The 14,873-nt window shown below is 69.6% G+C and carries 13 protein-coding genes; 10 read left to right on the top strand and 3 right to left on the bottom strand.

The window, feature by feature from the left end; genetic code table 11:
* Positions 1-23: 23 nt before the first annotated feature.
* The 6 genes from NQ151_RS08300 to NQ151_RS08275 all read left to right on the top strand — a co-directional run bounded on the left by NQ151_RS08300 (position 24) and on the right by NQ151_RS08275 (position 7,261).
* Entirely contained in the window at positions 24-1,514 is a 1,491-nt protein-coding gene (locus NQ151_RS08300; RefSeq protein WP_257527700.1) for an L-serine ammonia-lyase, iron-sulfur-dependent, subunit alpha, read from the top strand.
* Positions 1,515-1,582: 68 nt separating this feature from the next.
* A complete protein-coding gene (locus tag NQ151_RS08295; RefSeq protein ID WP_257527699.1) occupies positions 1,583-2,896 on the top strand; it encodes an MFS transporter in 1,314 nt (437 codons plus the stop codon).
* Entirely contained in the window at positions 2,893-4,713 is a 1,821-nt protein-coding gene (locus NQ151_RS08290) for a glycoside hydrolase family 2 protein (RefSeq protein ID WP_257527698.1), read from the top strand. Before NQ151_RS08295 ends, NQ151_RS08290 begins: the two co-directional genes overlap by 4 nt.
* The gene (locus NQ151_RS08285) at positions 4,710-5,711 is read left to right on the top strand and encodes a DUF2804 domain-containing protein (protein ID WP_257527697.1); all 1,002 of its coding nucleotides are present in this window, start codon (positions 4,710-4,712) and stop codon (positions 5,709-5,711) included. Before NQ151_RS08290 ends, NQ151_RS08285 begins: the two co-directional genes overlap by 4 nt.
* A 45-nt stretch (positions 5,712-5,756) precedes the next feature.
* Positions 5,757-6,530: an ABC transporter ATP-binding protein gene (locus NQ151_RS08280; RefSeq protein WP_257527696.1), complete on the top strand. Its 774-nt coding sequence runs from the start codon at positions 5,757-5,759 to the stop codon at positions 6,528-6,530.
* Positions 6,527-7,261: an ABC transporter permease gene (locus NQ151_RS08275; RefSeq protein WP_257507805.1), complete on the top strand. Its 735-nt coding sequence runs from the start codon at positions 6,527-6,529 to the stop codon at positions 7,259-7,261. Before NQ151_RS08280 ends, NQ151_RS08275 begins: the two co-directional genes overlap by 4 nt.
* Before the next feature lie 11 nt (positions 7,262-7,272).
* On the opposite strand, the gene NQ151_RS08270 is transcribed toward NQ151_RS08275, so the two are convergent.
* Entirely contained in the window at positions 7,273-7,701 is a 429-nt protein-coding gene (locus NQ151_RS08270) for a MarR family winged helix-turn-helix transcriptional regulator (protein ID WP_257507806.1), read from the bottom strand.
* Between the two features lie 34 nt (positions 7,702-7,735).
* On the opposite strand from NQ151_RS08270, the gene NQ151_RS08265 reads away from it, so the two are divergent.
* Positions 7,736-9,571, top strand: a complete 1,836-nt coding sequence (locus tag NQ151_RS08265; RefSeq protein ID WP_257527695.1) for a DUF2207 domain-containing protein — start codon at positions 7,736-7,738, stop codon at positions 9,569-9,571.
* 66 nt (positions 9,572-9,637) lie between these two features.
* On the opposite strand, the gene NQ151_RS08260 is transcribed toward NQ151_RS08265, so the two are convergent.
* Together NQ151_RS08260 and pdxR are read right to left on the bottom strand one after the other, a co-directional pair.
* On the bottom strand, positions 9,638-10,963 hold the full coding sequence (locus NQ151_RS08260; RefSeq protein ID WP_257527694.1) for an HNH endonuclease signature motif containing protein: 1,326 nt from the start codon (positions 10,961-10,963) through the stop codon (positions 9,638-9,640).
* Positions 10,964-11,291: 328 nt separating this feature from the next.
* Entirely contained in the window at positions 11,292-12,803 is a 1,512-nt protein-coding gene (gene pdxR, locus NQ151_RS08255; RefSeq protein ID WP_257527693.1) for a MocR-like pyridoxine biosynthesis transcription factor PdxR, read from the bottom strand.
* Positions 12,804-12,886: 83 nt separating this feature from the next.
* On the opposite strand from pdxR, the gene NQ151_RS08250 reads away from it, so the two are divergent.
* From NQ151_RS08250 to NQ151_RS08240, 3 genes are all read left to right on the top strand, one after another.
* A complete protein-coding gene (locus NQ151_RS08250; protein WP_257527692.1) occupies positions 12,887-13,726 on the top strand; it encodes a DMT family transporter in 840 nt (279 codons plus the stop codon).
* A gap of 29 nt (positions 13,727-13,755) precedes the next feature.
* Positions 13,756-14,382 carry an MBL fold metallo-hydrolase gene (locus NQ151_RS08245; protein WP_257527691.1) on the top strand — a complete coding sequence of 209 codons (627 nt, stop codon included), beginning with the start codon at positions 13,756-13,758 and terminating at the stop codon, positions 14,380-14,382.
* Between the two features lie 155 nt (positions 14,383-14,537).
* Positions 14,538-14,816 carry a GlsB/YeaQ/YmgE family stress response membrane protein gene (locus NQ151_RS08240; protein ID WP_257507812.1) on the top strand — a complete coding sequence of 93 codons (279 nt, stop codon included), beginning with the start codon at positions 14,538-14,540 and terminating at the stop codon, positions 14,814-14,816.
* Positions 14,817-14,873 lie beyond the last annotated feature (57 nt).

Here is a 14,873-nt window from a genome sequence, read left to right as displayed (position 1 = left end):
CCTCGAGGTCGTAGGCTCGAGGCGTGAGCGCCTATGTATCGGCGTTCGAGCTGTTCTCCATCGGAGTAGGACCCTCGAGCTCCCACACTGTCGGTCCCATGCGGGCCGGCCGTGACTTCGCCGCCCGCCTGCGAGACTCCGACGGGCTGCCCCGCGTCGCGCGCGTTGCCTGTTCCCTCTACGGCTCCCTCGGCGCCACCGGCATCGGCCACGGCACGCCCGATGCCGTCGTGGCCGGGCTGCAGGGCCACGCCCCCGAGACCGTCGACCCCGACGCCGTGCGCCACGCCTGGACGAACTGGCCCGAGGGGCAGCACCTCCACCTCGACGGCACACATCCGGTGCCGTTCACGAAGGACCACATCACCTTCGCCCCCCGTACCCGGCTGCCGGGGCACCCGAACGCGATGACGTTGACGGCGACGGATGCCACCGGCGAAGCCGTGGCCGAGGAGACGTACTACTCCGTGGGTGGCGGCTTCATCCGCCGCGATGGGGCGCCGCCACCGGTCGCGAGCCGTCCCTTCCCGTTGCTCTACGACAGCGCCGAAGAACTGCTCGCGCTGTGCGACGAACGCGGCATCACCATCGCCGAAGCAGCGCGCCTGAACGAGCAGGCCCTGCGCACCGAGGAGCAGGTCGCCGCGGGCCTCGACGCCGTCTGGGATGCCATGACCGCGTGCGTCGAGGCGGGCCTGCTGGCCGACGGCGTGCTGCCGGGCATGCTCAAGGTCAAGCGTCGCGCCGGCGCGATCCGCGCCCAGCTCGATGAAGCCGAAGCCGGGGGCCGACGCGAACTGCCGGGGGAGTGGCTGGGTGCGTTCGCGCTCGCCGTCAACGAGGAGAACGCCGCCGGCGGCCGCGTCGTCACCGCGCCCACCAACGGGGCGGCAGGCATCGTGCCGGCCGTCGCGATGTACTGGTGGCGGTTCCTCGCCGACTCGGGCCTGGGCTCCGGCAACGCCGTCACCCCTTACGGCGAGCTGGTCGGCAGCGCGTTGCTGGGCTTCCACCCGTCGACGGAGGGTGCCGCAGCGGCGGCCGATGCCCCGGCGCTCGCCGACGCGAATCGCCGCCGCGGCATCCGCCGGTTCCTGCTGACAGCCACGGCCCTGGGGTCGCTCTTCAAGGCGAACGCCTCGATCTCGGGCGCCGAGGGTGGATGCCAGGCCGAGGTCGGCTCCGCGTGTGCGATGGCTGCCGCCGGGCTCACTGCCGTCATGGGCGGCACGAACCGCCAGATCGAGAACGCCGCCGAGATCGCGATGGAGCACCACCTGGGGCTCACCTGCGACCCCGTCGGCGGGCTGGTGCAGATCCCCTGCATCGAACGCAACGCCATCGCGGCGTCCACCGCCGTCACGGCGTCACGACTGGCACTGCGAGGCGACGGCACCCACTATGTCTCGCTGGACGCGGTCGTCGAGACGATGCGCCAGACCGGCATCGACATGTCGACGAAGTACAAGGAGACCAGCGAAGGCGGGCTCGCCGTCAACGTCATCGAGTGCTGACGGATGCCGCGGCCGCGCGCCGCATAGGATCGATGCACCCGAATTCCGGTCCGTCAGCGAGGAAGCCGATGTCCGTCCCCACCCCCACGCCCGCACGCGTACGGCTGCCGCGCGTGGCAGGCCGCACCTGGTGGGTCGTCGTGCTCGTCGGCTTCGTCGGGCAGCTCGCCTGGACCGTCGAGAACATGTACCTCAACGTGTTCGTGTACGACACGATCACGACCGATCCCACCGTGATCGCGGTGCTGGTCGCGGCATCCGCCGTCGCCGCCACGCTGTCGACGATGGTCGTGGGCGCCTGGTCGGATCGGGTGCGCCGGCGGCGCCCGTTCATCGCGATCGGCTACATCCTGTGGGGCCTGACGACGGCGACCTTCGGGCTCGTGCAGCCCTCGGCCGGCGCGCAGGCCGCGCAGTTGGTCGGCACCGCGGTGGTGGCCATCATCCTGCTCGACTGCGTGATGTCGATGTTCGGCTCGGGCGCGAACGACGCCGCGTTCAATGCGTGGGTGACGGATGCGACGACCCCCGCCGACCGCGGCCGGGTCGACTCGGTGCTGTCGGTGCTGCCGCTCATGGCGATGCTGCTGGTGTTCGGCCTGCTCGACGGGCTCACCCAGGCCGGCGAATGGAAGCTGTTCTTCGGGATGATCGGCCTCGCCACCGCGGCCGTCGGCGTGCTCGCCTGGTTCCTGGTGCGCGACGCCCCCGACATCCGGACGCCCTCCGACGGCTACCTGCGCGCGCTCGTGCATGGCCTCCGGCCGTCGACGCTGCGGGCGCATCCGCGGCTGTACATCCTGCTCGTGGCGTGGGCCGTCGTCGGCACGAGCTCCCAAGTGTTCTTCCCGTACCTGATCATCTACATCCAGCGGTACCTGCGCATCGACGGCTACGCGATCATCCTCGGCAGCGTACTGACCCTCGCCGCCGTGATCAGCATCGTCGGCGGGCGGGTGGTCGACCGGGTCGGTAAGACGCGCGCGATCCTGCCGGCGGTGTTCTTCATGATCGTGGGGCTGGCCGGCATGTTCGTCGTACGGGACATGCTGAGCGTGATCCTGTTCGGCACGATCATGATGGGCGGGTTCATGCTGTCGACGGCGTCGCTGTCGGCGAGCGTGCGTGATGCCACCCCGTCGGACCGCATCGGCATGGTGCAGGGCCTGCGCATGATCTTCGTCGTGCTGATCCCGATGGTGATCGGTCCCTTCATCGGCTCGGCGGTCATCATCGGTGCGAATGAGACGTACGTCGACCTGGGTGTGGTCAAGCAGGTGCCCACGCCCTGGATCTTCCCGGCCGCCGCCCTGGTGGCCCTGTTCGTCGTGGTGCCGATGCTCGCGCTGCGGCGGTTGCCGCAGGAGGTGGATGCCGCATGAGTGCACCGATGTTGACCCCCTGGGGTGAGCGGCTCGACCGGGACGCGCCGCTGCCGGAGTATCCCAGGCCGCAGCTGGTGCGCGAAGGCTGGACGAACCTCAACGGTGTCTGGTCGTACGCGATCACGCGGTTCCAGGCATCCGACCCGCTCGACGTCGCCGACCCGGTCGCCGCACCGACAGTGTGGGACGGCGAGATCGTGGTGCCGTTCTCGCCGGAGATGCCGCTGTCGGGCGTGGGCCGTGCGCTCGGCGCCGCCGAGACGCTCTGGTACCGGCGCGCCTTCACGCTGCCGCAACGCGCCGCCGACGAACGCGTCCTGCTGCACTTCGGCGCGGTGGACCAGTCGTGCCGGGTCGCCGTCGACGGCGTCGAGGTCGGCGGGCACACCGGCGGCTACCTGCCCTTCACGATCGATGTCACCGCGGCGCTCGCCGGCGGCGACCAGCACGAACTCACCCTCGCGGTGCGCGATGTGACGGATGCCGCATGGCTCGCCCGCGGCAAACAGTCCAGTCGCCGCGGCGGCATTTGGTACACGCCGCAGTCGGGCATCTGGCAGACGGTGTGGCTCGAGGTGGTGCCGCGCGTCGCGGTGGACGCCCTCGTGCTGACCCCGGATCTTGCCGACGGCGCGGTGGAGATCACGGTCGGGAGTGTTCACGGTGCGGACGCCGCAGCGCACGTGGAGATCTCTGCGGAGGGCGCCGTCGTGGCCACCGCGACCGTGCCGGTGGGTCGCGCCGCCCGCGTCGCCCTGCCGGTGCCGGTGCGGCCGTGGTCGCCGGCGGATCCGTTCCTCTACGACGTGGCGGTGACGCTCGGCGACGATGCGGTGCGCAGCTACGTCGGCCTGCGTTCGTTCAGCGTCGGAGTCGACGATCGCGGATACCCGCGGCTGCTGCTGAACGGTGCACCTTATCTGCCGGTCGGGCTGCTCGATCAGGGCTACTGGCCCGACGGCGGGTACACCGCCCCGAGCGACGCCGCGCTGGAGTACGACATCCGCCTCGCCCAGCGCCTGGGCTACACGATGCTGCGCAAGCACATCAAGGTCGAACCGCTCCGCTGGTACCACCACTGCGATCGCCTCGGCATGCTCGTCTGGCAGGACGCGGTCAACGGCGGCACCCGCTACCGGCCGAGCATCATCACCGCGCCGGTGTTCGGCGCACCCTCGCTCGACGACACCCGGCACGCCCGGTTCGGGAGGGCGGATGCCGTCGGCCGCGAGCGGTTCGAAGTCGAGCTGATCGAGATGGTCGAGCATCTGCGCAGCGTGCCGTCGCTGTCGCTGTGGGTGCCGTTCAACGAGGGGTGGGGGCAGTTCGACGCTGCTCGCATCGCGGTGCTCCTGCGCCACCTCGACCCCACGCGGCCGACCGACCACGCCAGTGGCTGGCACGACCAGGATGCCGGGGACCTCCGGAGCCTGCACGTCTACTTCCGCCCGGTGCGCGTGCCCCGCGGGAGCGACCGGCGCGTGCTGGCGGTCACCGAATACGGCGGCTACAGCTTGGCGGTGCCGCAGCACACCTGGACGCGCAAGGTCTTCGGGTACCGCCGCTACCGCTCCCGCACCGCGCTGCTGCGCGCGATCGAGCGGTTGCACGACCGGGAGATCGCGCCGGCGATCGCACGCGGGCTCGCGGCGACCGTTTACACGCAGCTGACCGACGTCGAGGATGAGGTCAACGGCATGGTCACCTACGACCGCCGATTCGTGAAGGTCGACGAACTCGCCGTCCGGGCGATGAACGACAGACTGCGCCAGGCGGCATCCACCCGCGCCGCGGTGCGAGAGGAGCACGCGTGACCCTGCGTGAACTGACCGAGCCCGTCTCCCTCACCGCCGGCGACGGCCGCGTGCTCAATCGTGCGGCGGTGGGGTGGGCGCGACAGCCGCTGGTCGACGCGTCCCGCGTGCACACCCGCTCGTGGGGGCGCAACAAGCGCTGGGAGTACTGGAACGTCACGACGCCGACGCACATCCTGGCGCTGACGGTGTCGTCGATCGACTACGCCGCGGTGCACGAGGTGTGGGTGCTCGATCGTGCCACCGAGCGCACCTGGCACGCCGAGGCCACCGTCATCCCCGCGCGCGGTGTGACGCTGGCGCCACGGCTGGAGCAGGGATCGTCGCGCGCACGGGCCAAGGGCCTCGAGATCGACATCGACGAGGTGCCGGGCGGCACCCGGCTGCGCGCGCGCATCGCGGGCGTCTCGTTCGACGTCGTCGCGGAGCTCCCCGACGGCCACGAGCGCCTCGCCGTCGTCGTGCCGTGGAGTTCCCGGCGCTTCCAGTACACCGTGAAGGACCTCGCGCGCCCCGCAGTCGGCACCGTGACCGTCGAGGGGGTCACCTCCGACGTGCCGGCGGGACAGTCCTGGGCGGTACTCGACCACGGTCGTGGCCGCTGGCCGTACGACGTGGAATGGAACTGGGGCGCCGGGTCGGGAGTCTCGGGCGGTCGCGTCATCGGCGTGCAGGTGGGTGGCAAGTGGACCGACGGCTCCGGCAGCACCGAGAACGCGATGCTCGTCGACGGTCGGCTGCACAAGATCCACGACGATCTGGTGTGGGAGTACGACCTCGCCCAGTGGCGACGGCCGTGGCGCATCACCGGCGGGGGATTGGATGCCACGTTCGCGCCGTTCTACCGCAAGGTCGGCAGCACCGACCTGGTCGTGCTGTCCTCCCGCACCGAGCAGTGCTTCGGCCACTGGTCGGGCACGTTCACGACCGACGACGGCGAGACCGTCGCGTTCGCGGACATCCTCGGCTGGGCCGAAGAGGTGCACAACCGCTGGTGAAGCGCACCTCTCGCATGTGAGCGACGGCAGGGCCACGATGGGCGTATGACGACGCATGCGGATGCCGCAGTCGACGTGCGCGACCTGGTGGTGCGGCGCGGCCGCACCACGGTGTTCGATGGTCTCGACGTGCAGATCCCACGCGGGCGCATCACGGGGCTGCTGGGTCCCAGCGGCGGCGGCAAGACGACGCTGATGCGCGCGATCGTGGGGGTGCAGATCGTCGCAGGCGGCACGGTGACCGTGCTCGGCGAACCCGCCGGCGCCCCTGCGCTGCGCCATCGCGTCGCGTACTCGACACAGGGCGCGTCGGTGTACGACGACCTCACGGTGGAGCAGAACCTGCGCTACGCCGCGCGGGTCTTGGGCGTCGCGGCATCCGAGGTTCCTCGCGTCATCGCCGACGTCGGCCTCACCCGGCGGCGCACCCAGCTGGCAGGGGCGCTGTCAGGCGGGCAGCGCAGCCGGGTCTCGCTCGCCGTCGCGATGCTCGGCTCGCCCGAGGTGCTGGTGCTGGACGAGCCCACGGTGGGCCTGGACCCGATGCTGCGCCAGAGCCTGTGGGCGATCTTCCGCCGATTGGCCGATGCCGGTGCGACGCTGATCGTGTCGAGCCACGTCATGGACGAGGCGATGCGGTGCGACGATGTCGTGCTCATCCACGATGGGCGGGTGCTGACGCACACCACGCCGCGCGGGCTGCTCGAGATGACAGGCGCCGCCGATCCCGACGCGGCCTTCCTGGCGCTGATCGAGCTGGACGTCCGCGGTGCGGACGAGCATCCGCGGCGTGAGCGCCGTCGCGGGAGCGCGGCATGAATCCCGCTCGGACGTTCGCGACGGCGGGGCGGGTGCTGCGCCAGCTGAGCCACGACCCTCGCTCGATCGCGCTGATGCTGGTCGCACCGAGTCTGCTGGTGGGGCTGTTCGCCTGGCTGTTCAACGACCGGGAGGGGGTGTTCGACACCTTTGGCGGGCCGATCCTGGCGCTGTTCCCGTTCGTGGTGATGTTCCTCATCACCTCGGTCACGACGCTGCGGGAGCGGCGGTCGGGGACGCTCGAACGGCTCATGACGACGCCGCTGGGCAAGGCCGACTTCATCCTGGGCTACGCGCTGGCGTTCGGGCTGATGGCGACGCTGCAGGCGGTGGTGACGGTGTGGTTCGCTGTCGGGGTGTGCGGCCTGCAGGTCGACGGAGCGCTCTGGCAACTGGGGCTGGTCGCGGTGATCGACGCGATCCTCGGCACCGCGCTGGGGTTGCTGGCAAGCGCCTTCGCGCGCACCGAGTTCCAGGCGGTGCAGTTCATGCCGCTGCTGGTGTTCCCGCAGATCATCCTGGGCGGGCTGCTCATGCCGCGCGATGAGATGCCGGACGCGCTCTACACGATCAGCCAGTTCCTGCCCCTCAGTCACGCCGTCGACGCGATCAACGCCGTGACCGCCGGGGAGGACGGCAGCGACCTGTGGGGGCCGCTGCTGATCGTCGTGGCGTTCGCCGTCGGATTCCTCGTGCTCGCACCGCTCACGCTGCGACGGCGAACTCCGTAGTGCGCGGTTTCTCAGCGGTGGCGGAGCTTGGTGGCGAGGTCGCGCAGTTGGCGCAGTTCGTCGTCGTCGAGCACCGACATGCGGGCGGCGATGCGCTGCCCGTGGGCGGACGCGAGTCGGCGGAAGATCGCCGTTCCTTCCGGCGTCGCGCGCACCACCGCGCCGCGGCCGTCGTTCGGGTCGGCGCACTTCGTGATGAGGCCCCGCACGACCATCCGGTCCACCAGGCGCGACACGCTCGGCTGACTGATCAGCATGTTGGCGGTGACTTCACGCAGTCTGGCGCTGAGGTCGGCGCAGCGGGTGACGGTGAGCAGCACGTCGTACTCGGCCTGCGACAGCTCGGCATCCTGGAAATCGACGTTGATCTCCTCGAACACCTCATGCTGCGCCCGAAAGAGCGCCTCCCACGCGTCCACGGCGAGGTGACGGTCGGTCATGGGGACCACTGTAAGCCCCAATAGGCTGTGCACCATGATGCGGATCGTCAGACGAATCAGTGTCGCGCTCGGAGCGATCGCGGTGATGGCGGTGGCATCCGCCGGGGCACTTCTTCCCGCTCAAGCCGACGCGGTGGCCGCCGGGCCGATGCCGGGGGCGGTTTCCGCTGACGTCGACGACTTCACGTTCGACACGCTCGACGTGGACTACACGCTCACCCGCGCCGAGGACGGCACCAGCCGGCTGCGAGTGGTCGAGACGTTCACCGCCATCTTCCCCGAGATCGATCAGAACCGGGGCATGCGCCGCGCGATCCCGTCGTCGTACAACGGGCAGCCGCTGCACCCGTCGCTCGTGTCGATCACCGACGAGAACGGGGCCGAGCGGCCGTCCGAGACCGATTCTGATGACGGCGTGTACGAGATGACCTCGCGCGCCGACGATTTCGTGCACGGCGTGCAGACCTACGTGTTCACGTACGACCTCGAGAATGTCACGTGGACCTTCGACGACGGCGGGCAGGAGTTCTACTGGGACGTCAACGGCGTCGACTGGCCGCAGTCGTTCGGACGTGTGACGGCGACGGTCAAGGTGGATGCCACGCTGGCCGATGCCCTGACCGGCCAGCAGGCCTGTTATGTGGGTGCGCAGGGGTCGACCCAGCAGTGCACTGTCTCTGTGGTGCGGGGGGAGGGCGGCGACACGGCGGTGACGGCGGATGCCACCGGCGTCGGCCCCCACGAGACGATGACCGTCGCGGTGGGGTTCGAGCCCGACACCTTCGCGGAATTCGATTCGTCGTTCTTCGCGTCGGAGTGGGGCTGGGCGCAGGGCAGTGCCATGGTCGCTCTGCTCGCCGCGCTGGGCGGGGCCTTCTGGGCGCGACGGCGCTGGATGCGCGATGAGCAGGGTCGGCCCACGATCATCGCCGAGTACACCCCACCTCCGGGGATCGATGCGCTGGAGAGCGCGGTGCTGCTGGGCAAGACGACGAAGGCGATCCCCGCCGAGGTGCTCGAGCAGGCGATCGTCGGGTCGATCCGCATTCTTGAGGGGTCGCACAAGATGTTCGGCGGCTCGAAGATGCAGGTGGAGCTGGTCGATCGGTCCTTGGCGGACGGGGACGGGCAGATGCTGCTGGACGGCCTGTTCGGCGCGACCACGCCCGCGGGCGCCACCTTCGAGTTCGGCACGCAGGACACCCGCCTGTCGAAGGTGGCATCCAAGATCCTGAAGGCCGCGAGCGAGCAACTGGATCGCCAGGGCCTGCGGCGGCCGGTGCCCGTCGCAGCCCGTGTGTGGCCCGCGGTGGCGGTCGTGACCGCTGCGGCGCTCGTGGTCGTCTTCGGCGTGCTGGCACTGGATGCCGGGGTCATGGCCGTCGGGCCGCTCCTGCTGATCCTCTTCGCCGCTGCGGCCTTCGTGCTGGTGCTGTTTCTGGTATCGCACCGGCCGCTGACTGCGGCTGGCGCTGAGGTGCGGGATCACCTTGCCGGGCTGAAGGTCTTCATCGACTGGGCGGAGGCGGATCGCATCCGCATGCTGCAGTCGCCGATGGGTGCCGAGCGGCGGCCGGTGAATGTCGATGATCCGCGCGAGATGATCTACCTCTACGAGTCGTTGCTGCCCTATGCCGTCGTGTTCGGCCAGGAGAAGAAGTGGGCCGATGAGCTCATGGTGTTCTACGGTGCCGCCGGAGTGACCCCCGCCTGGTACTACGGCACCGGGGCGTTCAACGCCGCGACGTTCTCGTCGAGCATCGCCTCGCTGTCGTCCGCGGCGATGGCGTCGTCGTCGACCTCGGGCGGTTCGTCCGGTGGCGGCTCCGCCGGTGGCGGTGGTGGTGGTGGTGGCGGTGGTGGCGTCTGACCCCGCGCCCCCGCACCAACGGCCCGCCGTCCGGCAGTGCCGGATAGGCGGGCGGGTGCCCCGCACCTAGAACGGTGGGGGTGCGCCGCTGCTGGCGGCGGCGATGAATTCGAGCGTGCGCTGCGGGATGTCGGGGTAGACCCTCCCGGTGGGGCTGGTCCACACCAGGATCCCGCCGGGGTGTTGTTCCACGGTCCAGGCGGTGTTGTGTTTGAGCATGTGGTGCCGTTTGCACAGGTGGGCGAGGTTGCACACCCGGGTGGGGCCGCCGTGGGCGTAGTCGACGGTGTGGTCGATGTCGCAGTGCCACACTGCGGCGCGGCAGCCGGGGAACCGGCAGTGCTCGTCCCGGCCCCGCAGGAACCGGCGTTGCGCCCTGGAGGGCCGGTAGGTGTCGGTGTTGTCGATCGCGCCGGTGCGGAGGTCGTAGAACAACCGGTCCCAGGCGGTGGCGTGGGAAGCGAAGTGGCGGGCAGTGCCCGGGTCCATCGGCCCGTGCCCGACGAAGGTGGCGGGCACGTCCGCGCCGGTCAGGGTCGCAGCGGGCACGGTCACTTGGATGTGCGCGACGATCGCATCCGTCTCACAGACGGTCCCGTCGGACGCTTCCGCGGTCGCGTGCCCGGTGAGCAGCAGATCGGCGAGCACGTCGGCGCGGCGTTGGTCCATCGTGCGGGTGTCGACCGGCTGGGCCTCACCCGCGGCATCCGGGGCGCTGTCGTTGGTCGCCGTGCCGCCGTCTTCGGCGAGCAGCATCCGGGCGCACTGGGTGATCCGGTCCATGATCCCGTGGACGAGGTGCGCGGGGAGCAGAGCACCCAGCTCGGCCATGCCGTCCGCCAGGTCGTGCACCCACACCCGACGGGCTTCCGCCGCGGTCGCATACCGTTCCACGAACGGAACAGGGTCGATGCGTTGCGCGAGCGCGAGGATCGCCGGCCGCGCCCGCCCCGCGGTCTCCTTCTCCGCGACCGCGAGGGCGGCCTGTTCTAACAGGGCGCGGGCATCGGGGTCGGTGAGCCGGGCACCGGCTTCTTCGATCACCCGCAGGTGCCCGATGTCGATGCGGCCTTCTGCCAGTGCGGTGACGGTGGCGGGGAACCGGTCGCGCATCACCCCGGCCTGGTGGATGCGGTTCTGCATCCCCCGATCCGACCGGCGCGTGGCGGCCGCGAGCTCCGCCGCGATCGACCGCAGCGGCAGTTCCCGTTCCCGTTGCGACGAGAGCGGGATCGCGGCGGTCTGCGCCGCCGCAATGTCCCCGGCCCGGCCCAGAAGCACCAGTTGCCGGGCCTGGATCGCGGCGAGCTGCCGGTCGGTCTCCACCATCGCCGCGACCACGTCCGACGCCGACATCACGTCGGTCGGGGTGGTGGTCGGGGAGGCGTTCATACCCCCAAGTCTGCCGACCCCCTCCGACATTGAGAGGTCTAAAACCCAGGTCCCACCCGCATTGTGGAAAAGGCACACAAAAAAATCCTGGGGAGGAAGCGGCGCGAAGAGACGGCAAGAGTAAGGGCCGGTCGGAGAGGCTTCCGACCGGCCCTTGTCCCTTGCACCAAGAGTGTCCTGCAATCACATGTCGGTAGCTGCCACAGCAAAACAACTACCGTGCGAGCACTCTATAACGGAGAGATAACGGGCCACAAGGGTTCGTCGTTACCAATTTGTAATCGATGCAGCGATGGACGATGACGGGCGTCAGGACCCTGTCCGCCGCTCACCGAGCGCGAGGAGCAGGCGTACGCGAAGGTCGCGCGAGCCCTGACAGAACGGTCCTGTGATGGTGGACGGCCTCGGCGAGCGTGCGGATGCCACGGCTGATCTGGTGCTCGTCGACGTTGCCGAATCCGAGCACGAGGGATGGCGGGAACTCGGTAGGGAGCAGGTCCGATTCAGCTTCCGAGTTCACAGGCACGAATCGGTAGCTTGCGAGGCCGCTGACACGAACGCCCATGGTCGCCGCGGTCGACACGACGGCGCGTTCAGATGTGCCGTCGGGGAGGCGCAGCAGGGCGTGGCAGCCCGCCGCCAGCCCATGCAACTGACCTGGCCCGAACGCGAGTTCTGCCTCGGTTGCCAGCATGTCCCGGCGGGCGCCGTAGGTCTCCCGCATGCGACGCAGGTGCCGGTCGAATCGGCCTGTCTCCATGAGCAGCGCCAGCGCCTCCTGGTCCAGTCCGGGCGCTCCGCGGCTGCTGAGCCGCTTCTCCTCGACGATCCCCGACACGAACCGCCGCGGTGTGAGCACCCACCCCAGGCGGATGGCGGGCGCGAAGGTCTTGCTGACCGATCCGAGAGCGATCACACGGTGCGGGTTGAGGCCCTGGAGGGAGCCGACCGGTTGACGGTCGTAGCGGAACTCGGCGTCATAGTCGTCCTCGAGGATCACCCCGTCGACCTCGTCTGCCCAGGCACTCAGCTCACGCCGCCGTGACGGTCCGAGTGCGACACCGGTCGGGCACTGGTGGGCCGGGGTAACCAAGACAGCCCGCGCTCCCGTTCGCCGCAGGCGGTCCACGTCGATGCCGTGGTCGTCGACCGGAACCGGGACAGCGTCCAGGCCCGCGCGGCGCGCGATGACGTCATGCTCGCGTGGGCCTGGATCTTCGAGCGCGATGCGCTGGATCCCGTGCCGCGCCAGCGTCGCAAGGGCGAACACCAGCCCCTGACGGAACCCGGAGACGATAACCGCGTCCTCGGTGACCGCGCAGCCCGACCGGACGCGACGATGGTAGGCGGTGACGACCTCTCTCAAGTGCCTCGAACCGGCCGGAACCTCGTCACCCAGCCCCGCTGTCGGAAGTGTCCGCGTCGCCTCCGACACCGCCCAGCTCCAGTCGGTCAACGGTACCGACCTGAGATCAGGGATGCCGTACTCGAAGTCGACCTCGGCGGACCGGGGTGCGTGCGAGGCTGACGCCGGGCGGCTGTGCAGCGAGTGGCGGGTGGGTCCGCCGTCGGGTATCGCGGCTACCCGCGTCCCCGAGCCGACCGCCGCCTCGAGGTACCCCTCGGCCACCAACTGCTCGTAGGCGTCGACGATCGTGCCACGGGAGATGCCGAGCAGTTCCGCCAGACGACGCGTCGATGGTAGGCGTTCACCGGCGGCGAGCCGTCGATCCCGGATCGCCGCACGCAGCTGGTCCTGAATCTGCACGCCGAGCGGAGCGGCGCCGCTCTCCAGCACCACCAGAAGGTCGGGGCCTCCGCGCGCCCAATCCACGGTCACGCGCGGATTGTATCGAATGGTCCACTCAACCGGTCGACGAGTGGCCCTTAACACTGGACCGTGAGGCTTCTAGGTTGTGTCCCGTGAATGTCGGAATCCTGCTGGCACTCTTGTCGGCAGTCGCATACGGAGCGTCGGACTTCCTCGGTGGCATAGGTGCGCGCCGGTTCTCCCCGTGGCAGATCGTTTTCGGCGGGCAGGTGGCCGGCGGGGTCGTCATGCTCGCTGGCGGCCTGATGCTGCCGGGCAGCCCCACCCCGGCGGACTTCGTCTGGGCGCTTCTCGCGGGCGTCGGTTCGGCGACCGGCAGCATCTTTCTGTTCCGCGGGCTCGCCCGAGGCCGGATGGGCCTGGTCGCACCGATCTCGGCGGTAGGGGCAGCGGTCCTGCCCGTCGTGGCTGGTGTGGCCTTCGGTGATCGCCCCGGCTGGCTGGCCTGGGTAGGCATGCTCGCCGCTCTTCCCGGGATCTGGCTGGTCTCTCGCGGGACCGCCGCAGATGGAGCGGTGCATGCGCGCGGATCGCTCATCGACGGCGCCGTCGCTGGTGTGGGTTTCGGGATCCTCTTCATCGCACTCAGCCAGATCTCCGGTGGTGCCGGCCTGCTGCCGCTCGCCGCCAACCAAGCCACCGGCGCCATCCTCGCAATGGTCGCCGCCGCCAGCCTCGGTCAGCCGTGGCGTCCCTCGCGCGGAGCGCTTGGATGGGCCACAGCGTCCGGTGTGCTCGGTGCCTCGGCCACGCTCGCATTCATGGTCGCGACCGGTGCGACCAGCCTCGGCATTGCCGGAGTCCTCGCTTCCCTCTACCCCGCCGTCACGGTGATTCTGGCCGCCACCTTCATCAGGGAGCGGGTCGGCGTGGCACAACGCGTGGGTATCGCGATCTGCACACTCGCGGTTGCCGCGATGGCGCTGGGCTGAACACCCGCATCTCGCAGAGGAGAAGCATCATGAAAGCGTCCATCAAGATCACGCCCATCCACGTCGGTGACCTGACGGCCGAAGGCGATGTGATGCCCGTCTACGTGCACCTCATCGAACATCCCGACGCGAGAGTGCTCGTGGACACCGGCTTCACCGACCTCCACCCCGCAGCAGCTGATCTCGACCCCCGGCCCTATCCTCTGCACGAGCAGGCGTTCGACCTCGGCAGCGTCGACATCGTCGTCAACACCCACCTGCACTTCGACCACTGCGGCGGGAACCACCTCTTCCCGCGCACGCCGATCTACGTTCAGCGCCAGGAACTGGACGATGCCCGCGCCGAAGACAACTACACCATCCGAGAATGGGTGGACCCGCCCGGCGTGCACTACGTGCCGGTCGAGGGAGAGATCGAACTGCTTCCTGGGATTCGCCTCCTCCCGGCTCCGGGCCACACGCGCGGCTCGCAGATCGTCGTCGTCGACACAGGTGAGCGGCCGACGATCATCGCCGGCGACACCGCGGTGTGGTTCGGCGAACTGGACAACCCCGAGACCGCAGGCCAGCTACTGATCCGCTCGCTGCATCCTGAACGCGTCTGGATCGCTCACGAGCACACGGCCTGGACCGGATGGGGGAAAGATGCCTGCTGAGGCTGCGGCAGGCGCGCGGTATTATAGGTGTCGTCATCCCGAACAGCAAGAGATCTCGTGGATTGGGAACGAAAGCCCAGGTTCGGGTTAGATGTACTGGTCACTGCAGGCGCCGCGCACACCGGCCGGCGTCCTCCGACGAAAGAGAGAAAATCATGCTCTGGACCATTCTTGGACTCCTGCTCGTCGGCCTCATTGCCGGCTTCATCGCTCGCGCCGTCATCCCCGGCAAGCAGAGCATGAGCATCCTGATGACCATCGTCCTGGGAGTCGTCGGCTCCTTCGTGGGTGGGTTCCTCGGCTTCCTGATCTTCGGAGCCGACCCCGCAGGCGGCTTCCTGCAGGCTGCCGGCATCATCGGCTCCATCATCGGTGCGATCGTCGTGCTCGCGATCTACGTGTTCGCCACCCGCCGCGGAGCTCGCACCCGCTGATCAACTGAGGGTGCCGCGGAGAGTCGAACTCACTCCGCTGAGACCACCCGACGGGGG

The organism is Microbacterium sp. zg-YB36, from assembly GCF_024623575.2.
Classification (GTDB): domain Bacteria; phylum Actinomycetota; class Actinomycetes; order Actinomycetales; family Microbacteriaceae; genus Microbacterium.
This window is presented reverse-complemented; position numbering and strand designations above follow the sequence as displayed.